The organism is Staphylococcus sp. 231237_7MaSpsaltlick (assembly GCF_043107035.1).
Map to the genome: position 1 here is coordinate 1 of NZ_JBICNX010000059.1, position 5,085 is coordinate 5,085.

General features: G+C 27.6%; 7 protein-coding genes and 1 pseudogene. 1 reads left to right on the forward strand and 7 read right to left on the reverse strand.

The genetic code is table 11. The annotated features are described in order from the left end of the window. The 3 genes and pseudogenes from ACF91D_RS29265 to ACF91D_RS29275 form a co-directional block, all read right to left on the reverse strand. Nucleotides 1-595: pseudogene (locus ACF91D_RS29265) on the reverse strand (replication initiation factor domain-containing protein); the annotation flags it as partial. Between the two features lie 240 nt (nucleotides 596-835). Further along, nucleotides 836-1,018, reverse strand: a complete 183-nt coding sequence (locus tag ACF91D_RS29270; RefSeq protein WP_305084621.1) for a hypothetical protein — start codon at nucleotides 1,016-1,018, stop codon at nucleotides 836-838. A gap of 43 nt (nucleotides 1,019-1,061) precedes the next feature. Next, nucleotides 1,062-1,415, reverse strand: a complete 354-nt coding sequence (locus tag ACF91D_RS29275) for a helix-turn-helix transcriptional regulator (protein ID WP_305084622.1) — start codon at nucleotides 1,413-1,415, stop codon at nucleotides 1,062-1,064. Nucleotides 1,416-1,544: 129 nt separating this feature from the next. Between ACF91D_RS29275 and ACF91D_RS29280 the strand changes: the two genes are divergently transcribed. Then, nucleotides 1,545-2,045, forward strand: a complete 501-nt coding sequence (locus tag ACF91D_RS29280) for a hypothetical protein (protein WP_305084623.1) — start codon at nucleotides 1,545-1,547, stop codon at nucleotides 2,043-2,045. Nucleotides 2,046-2,062: 17 nt separating this feature from the next. On the opposite strand, the gene ACF91D_RS29285 is transcribed toward ACF91D_RS29280, so the two are convergent. The 4 genes from ACF91D_RS29285 to ACF91D_RS29300 all read right to left on the reverse strand — a co-directional run. Next, on the reverse strand, nucleotides 2,063-2,245 hold the full coding sequence (locus tag ACF91D_RS29285) for a hypothetical protein (RefSeq protein ID WP_069793040.1): 183 nt from the start codon (nucleotides 2,243-2,245) through the stop codon (nucleotides 2,063-2,065). 107 nt (nucleotides 2,246-2,352) lie between these two features. After that, entirely contained in the window at nucleotides 2,353-2,844 is a 492-nt protein-coding gene (locus ACF91D_RS29290) for a hypothetical protein (protein ID WP_069793037.1), read from the reverse strand. A gap of 274 nt (nucleotides 2,845-3,118) precedes the next feature. Beyond that, a complete protein-coding gene (gene mobV / locus ACF91D_RS29295; RefSeq protein ID WP_305084624.1) occupies nucleotides 3,119-4,372 on the reverse strand; it encodes a MobV family relaxase in 1,254 nt (417 codons plus the stop codon). Nucleotides 4,373-4,630: 258 nt separating this feature from the next. Continuing rightward, nucleotides 4,631-5,085: replication initiation factor domain-containing protein (locus tag ACF91D_RS29300; RefSeq protein WP_392438233.1), on the reverse strand; the 455-nt coding region annotated here is incomplete at its 5' end.

The following is a 5,085-nucleotide window of genomic DNA, read 5'->3' on the forward strand; positions in this document are numbered from 1 at the left end:
CCTTACGTTCCTGTTTTTTATTATAAATTCTAATAAATCTATCACTGTCACGAACACCAAAATATTTCGTTTCTGGTTTACCGTTACGACCATAAAAAATAGTTTTCTTAACTGATTTATCAGTCATTGCATAATAATCACTTAAATCATCTTCAAAATCAAAAGCTAAGTCTAATCTTGTAAAACCGTCATCTTCCATGTAGTCGATAATGTTTTGTTTTAACCAAAGCATTTCTTCATTCGTAAGCTTATTCGGATTAAATTCAACACGCATATTACGTCTATCCCACGTATCTGCTTTTACTTTGTCATATTCAATATAAACTTTTTCTTGTATAGCTTTAGCTTTAAATTTTGTTTGAAGCATATCCCAAAGTCTAATTTGTGGTTCAAGACTCATAAATTCAGATAGCTTTTGAGCATTGTTTTTATTTAGATTTCCAACAATTGTCATAGCATCAAAGCTTAATTTGGGTTGAGATTTTCCCAAAGTTTGACCACTTAACCGGCTATTAGAGTAGCCGGTTTTAGGAAAATTTAAATTTTCGTGTTTTTCATCTTGTTTTGAATAGATTTCTTTCTCTTTTTTGCTCAAAAAAATCGACTCCTTAATTTTTTTCAAGAAGTCCCTCACCCAAATATATATCTTGAAGAATAAACTATTATCGTTTAATATCTAGATATACAAAAATTAATAAAACATAACTCTTTATATTTTGTTAGATGATGTCGTTCACTAAAACTTTGGTCGGTTTGGGGTGAGCGACTTCTTTTATTTTTTATTGTTATTAATATAACACTATCAAAAGACTTGGTCTAATTAGATTAAGTCTTTTTATTTTTGGTTTTCTTTATATTTTTTCTTAATACTATATCTAATAAATAGAAGAATAACATATACAACTAATATACTAATCAATAAAGCCGAAGAGTTGATTCCAGAAAAATTATTAAAAATTAATAAACCTACAAATAAAACAGTAATAATTACAAAAAATGTTTCAAATTTATTTGTCATTTTATAAAAACTCCTTCCACCCTTCAAACCTATTAGAAAGTCTTTATTCTTTTTCTAATAAAAACACTAAAGACTCAACAAAAAAAGTAATTGCTAAAAAACAAACAACTAATTCGCGTAAATATTTATACTTCCCTAGTTTACAAAATATATTATCTCTATGAGATTTAAATTTCCCTTTATCCCCTACAAAAACATCTGAACAATCTTTTTTTAATAAATCTTCAACTGAGACATTAAAATACTCTGACAAAACTAAAACATTATCTATATCTGGAGAACTTCTATTATTCTCCCACTTGTAGATAGTTTGTTTAGAAACAAAAAGTTTTTGAGCTAACTCCTCCTGACTTACATTTTCTTCTTTTCTCAATTTAGCTAAATTATTAGCAAACATATTTTGCACCTCATAAGTAATATAATAGTTATATAATAACAATAATACGCAATATAACTAGAGTTATATATAAATTTTCATGGAATTAATTTACATTTCTATTAATACTTTTTAGGAGGAAAATGTGAAATGTCTATTAATTTCAAAAGAATAATCTCAATAACATTTATTTCAGTGCTTTTACTAGGAACTTTAGTAGGTGTTCTTAACGAAAAACCAGCAAATGCAAAAAGTGGTAGTTATGTTGTTTATAAAGTAACTAATAAAAGCCCAAGAGGTGCAGTTACTTACAAAACTTCAGATGTCTATATGACTAAAAAACAAGCTAAAAGTTTTGCTGCAAAAAATGCAATGAGTGTAAAAACTGCTCTAATAAATGTAGGAATAGGTGCAATACCTGGAAATTACGCAAAAATATTTGGGGCTTCTAAATCAGTTGGTGATGTTGTAGTACCTAAGTCTATAAATAAAACAGCAAATAAAAATAAAGGTGTTCGTTTAAGATTTGAAAAAGGTAATGTTGTTGATATAGCAGGATGGAATAAAAGTACAAAAAAAGCGAATCCATCTATAAAAAAAATCAATAATAAAAATGTTAAACAAACAATTAAAGTTCTTAAAAGAGGTTAAAATAAAAAAGATCGCTATTAATAGCGATCTTTTTTATTTTTTTGTTTAGTATTCATAATCAAATATATAATCCAAAAAGCTATTACAAATAAAAATGATAATGCTTTGTAATCTCCAGGCAATAAAAAAGCAGATATAACAGCTAATGGTATAAAAATAATTAATAATAAAGAATACAACTTCCAATTCGTTTTTCTCAAAATGACACCTCTAGTATAAATTAAATATTTATTACTCCTACTATAAAACATATATTATTCTCTTCCAATATTATCTTTTCTATAAAAATATTTTTAATAAATTGGTGTTATTTTCTAGTTTGTTGAATTGTCAAAGGCACTAACAATCTAAAAACAAAATTAAACATTGTACTCGTAATCAAAATACATAAAAATAACTGCAAAGGATAAAATAAAAAATATGCCAATCCACTTGATAAATAAGGCATCACATTCAGTAAATATATACTCACCATAGATAAAATGAACATAATTAAACTTGCACTAATAGAAAATATAATACCTTCTTTTTTTAAACAAATCTCTAAAAATTTCTCATAATAAATTTTATCTTTAATACTATGAATTTCACCAAGAATAGTACAAAACGATAAAAGACCTATAGTTATACAAGAAAACCAAAAAGCTTGATTATAAAAGAAACAACCTATAGTAGCTAAAACAACTGCCGGTATAAAATAAAGATTAGATTTAAATACAAAATCATCTTCATTTTCCTGAATATATTCCATCAATTCTTTGCTTTGTGCCCTCTCAAAATAATTGATTATTTTTTTCAAAAAACCCCTCCTTAATAGTCTAAAAAATATTTGCATTATTCCAATTCCTCTATTTGCCGACGATTCTGCGCTCCTTAATAATCCTAAAGCTGTCCATCGGTCGATTTAATAGCTGACGCTATCCGACCGCTGGCGCTTTAAGTCTAATTAAGGGCTCTCATCGACAAATAGATTTTCTCGGCATAATAGCGTGTTATAATATTTGTATTGTTTAGTACCACTAATACTAAATTGTATTTACTTAAGCCTTTATCAACTCTGATAAGAGCTTTTATTATCTACTCATACCTCTATTACGTTTCGTCTCACTTTTTTGCTCTCGTTTTTCTGAATAATGTTCTGGGTTCTCTCTTTTATCTACAGAACGAAAAATGTCCATAACCAACTTATTACCTTTTCCTATATCTCGCACTTTTTCAACATATTTTTCCCTACCTAGTGCATGTTGTAATTCGTTTAGCAATGCAGCAATCATTTCTTTAAACAATTTCAAATAGTCATCTTTAAGATTAATCTTATTTTTTAAATCTTTATTCTCCTCATTTAAATTTTCATTTTCTTTTTTCAAACCTTGATACATTTCATATGTTTCTAAAAAATTATCTCTAGTCTTTTTATAATCGCGCTCTAATTCTTTTATTTTTTCACCCGACTTAATACGCTCATAATCATCTGTAATAGTTTTAGCTGCTTTTACTTTTTCATCAAATTTATAAAAATCGTTTTGTTTTATAATCATATTGCCAGTTTCTTGTGTTTCTTTGCTAAACAATCCACCTACTTTTTCCGTTTCAAGCTCATACGGTATATTTATAGGAGTTTTAAGCGTATTTAACGATTTTTGGTACTCTTGCATCAATTTATCGTTTTTTTGCCTTATATGCCCTAATTTTTGGCTCTCACGCTCATATTCTTGCTTATGATATTCTGTTTTTTGTTTATACTGGCTCATTTGCTCATGTTTTGCATTTGTAACTTGTCTTGATTGACCACGTTCTAAATCATATCCTCGTTGTTTAACATGCTCATTAAATCTATCTTGAAACTCTGTTAAAGTTTTTTTATTACCTACAACTTCTTTAGCGCTTAAACGACCATCATCAGTTATTGGAACAACACCATAATGCATATGTGGTGTTTTCTCGTCCATATGCACCGTTGCATATAATAAATTATCTTTACCGTATTCTTGTTCCAGAAAATCTTTAGCATGTTCAAAAAACTGCTTTGTATCTTCTGGTGTCTGATTATCAAAAAATTCCTTATCTGACGTAATTAAACCATCAACGTGTTTAACTGCATCTGTTCTGATTTTTCTTTTACCTGTATAATTTTGTTCTATTTTCTCATCAATCAAATTATTAAAGTTTTGTTTATTATCATTTACTAAATCATAATTTAAATGTGTTTTACTGTGGTCTATATCTTCGTTTTCATAATTATTATTTTCTCTTTGAACATGTTTTTGAATGCCAGTTGTATTTGTTCCAGATTTAACTTTTGAAACTCTAATAATGGAATAAGACATATAAAAATCACTCCTAAACACAAAGGTTTCATGTGTATTTAATGGTTTAAGTCTAACATACTAGACTTATTTTGCAATAAGTCGTTAAACCGTATGCTCTGCGAGGCTAAAACATGTTTTTGTGCAAGCACAAAAAATGGACTGATTTATTCAGTCCATAAGTTCAAAACCAAATTCAAAATCAAAAAACCAGCAACCAAAAATGGTGGTTGCTAATATTCATAAATTTTATGATCACTCACATGTATAAAATTTAATTCACTTCCAAAATCTAAACTCACGCTGCCAAAAATCAATCTGCTTTTGCAATTGTTTTTCGTTCTCTTTTAAAGTCGATTTCATTAAATCAGTTAAATCAACTGGAGATATTTCTTTAATTAAATTTTTAAATTTATACTTAGTATTCTTACTTAGTTTTCCCCACATACTTTCTTCATGTAGCAAAGTATAAACCATAGCTTGCTCGTTAATTTTTTCTAAAGTAGTCCAAGCAGGTTTCAAAATATGTAAATCATTAAAACAATCGTTCCAATAATCAACCATATCCCTTTTTAATTCAATTTCTACACGCCATAAATGTTCTGAAATAACTTCAATATCTGCATTATCCTTACGTTCCTGTTTTTTATTATAAATTCTAATAAATCTATCACTGTCACGAACACCAAAATATTTCGTTTCTGGTTTACCGTTACGACCATAAAAAATAGTTT

Bases quoted from the DNA above. Each gene is read 5' to 3' on its own strand.
- ACF91D_RS29270 (WP_305084621.1), bottom strand. From the start codon at position 1,018: ATGACAAATAAATTTGAAACATTTTTTGTAATTATTACTGTTTTATTT.
- ACF91D_RS29275 (WP_305084622.1), bottom strand. From the start codon at position 1,415: ATGTTTGCTAATAATTTAGCTAAATTGAGAAAAGAAGAAAATGTAAGT.
- ACF91D_RS29280 (WP_305084623.1), top strand. From the start codon at position 1,545: ATGTCTATTAATTTCAAAAGAATAATCTCAATAACATTTATTTCAGTG.
- mobV (WP_305084624.1), bottom strand. From the start codon at position 4,372: ATGTCTTATTCCATTATTAGAGTTTCAAAAGTTAAATCTGGAACAAAT.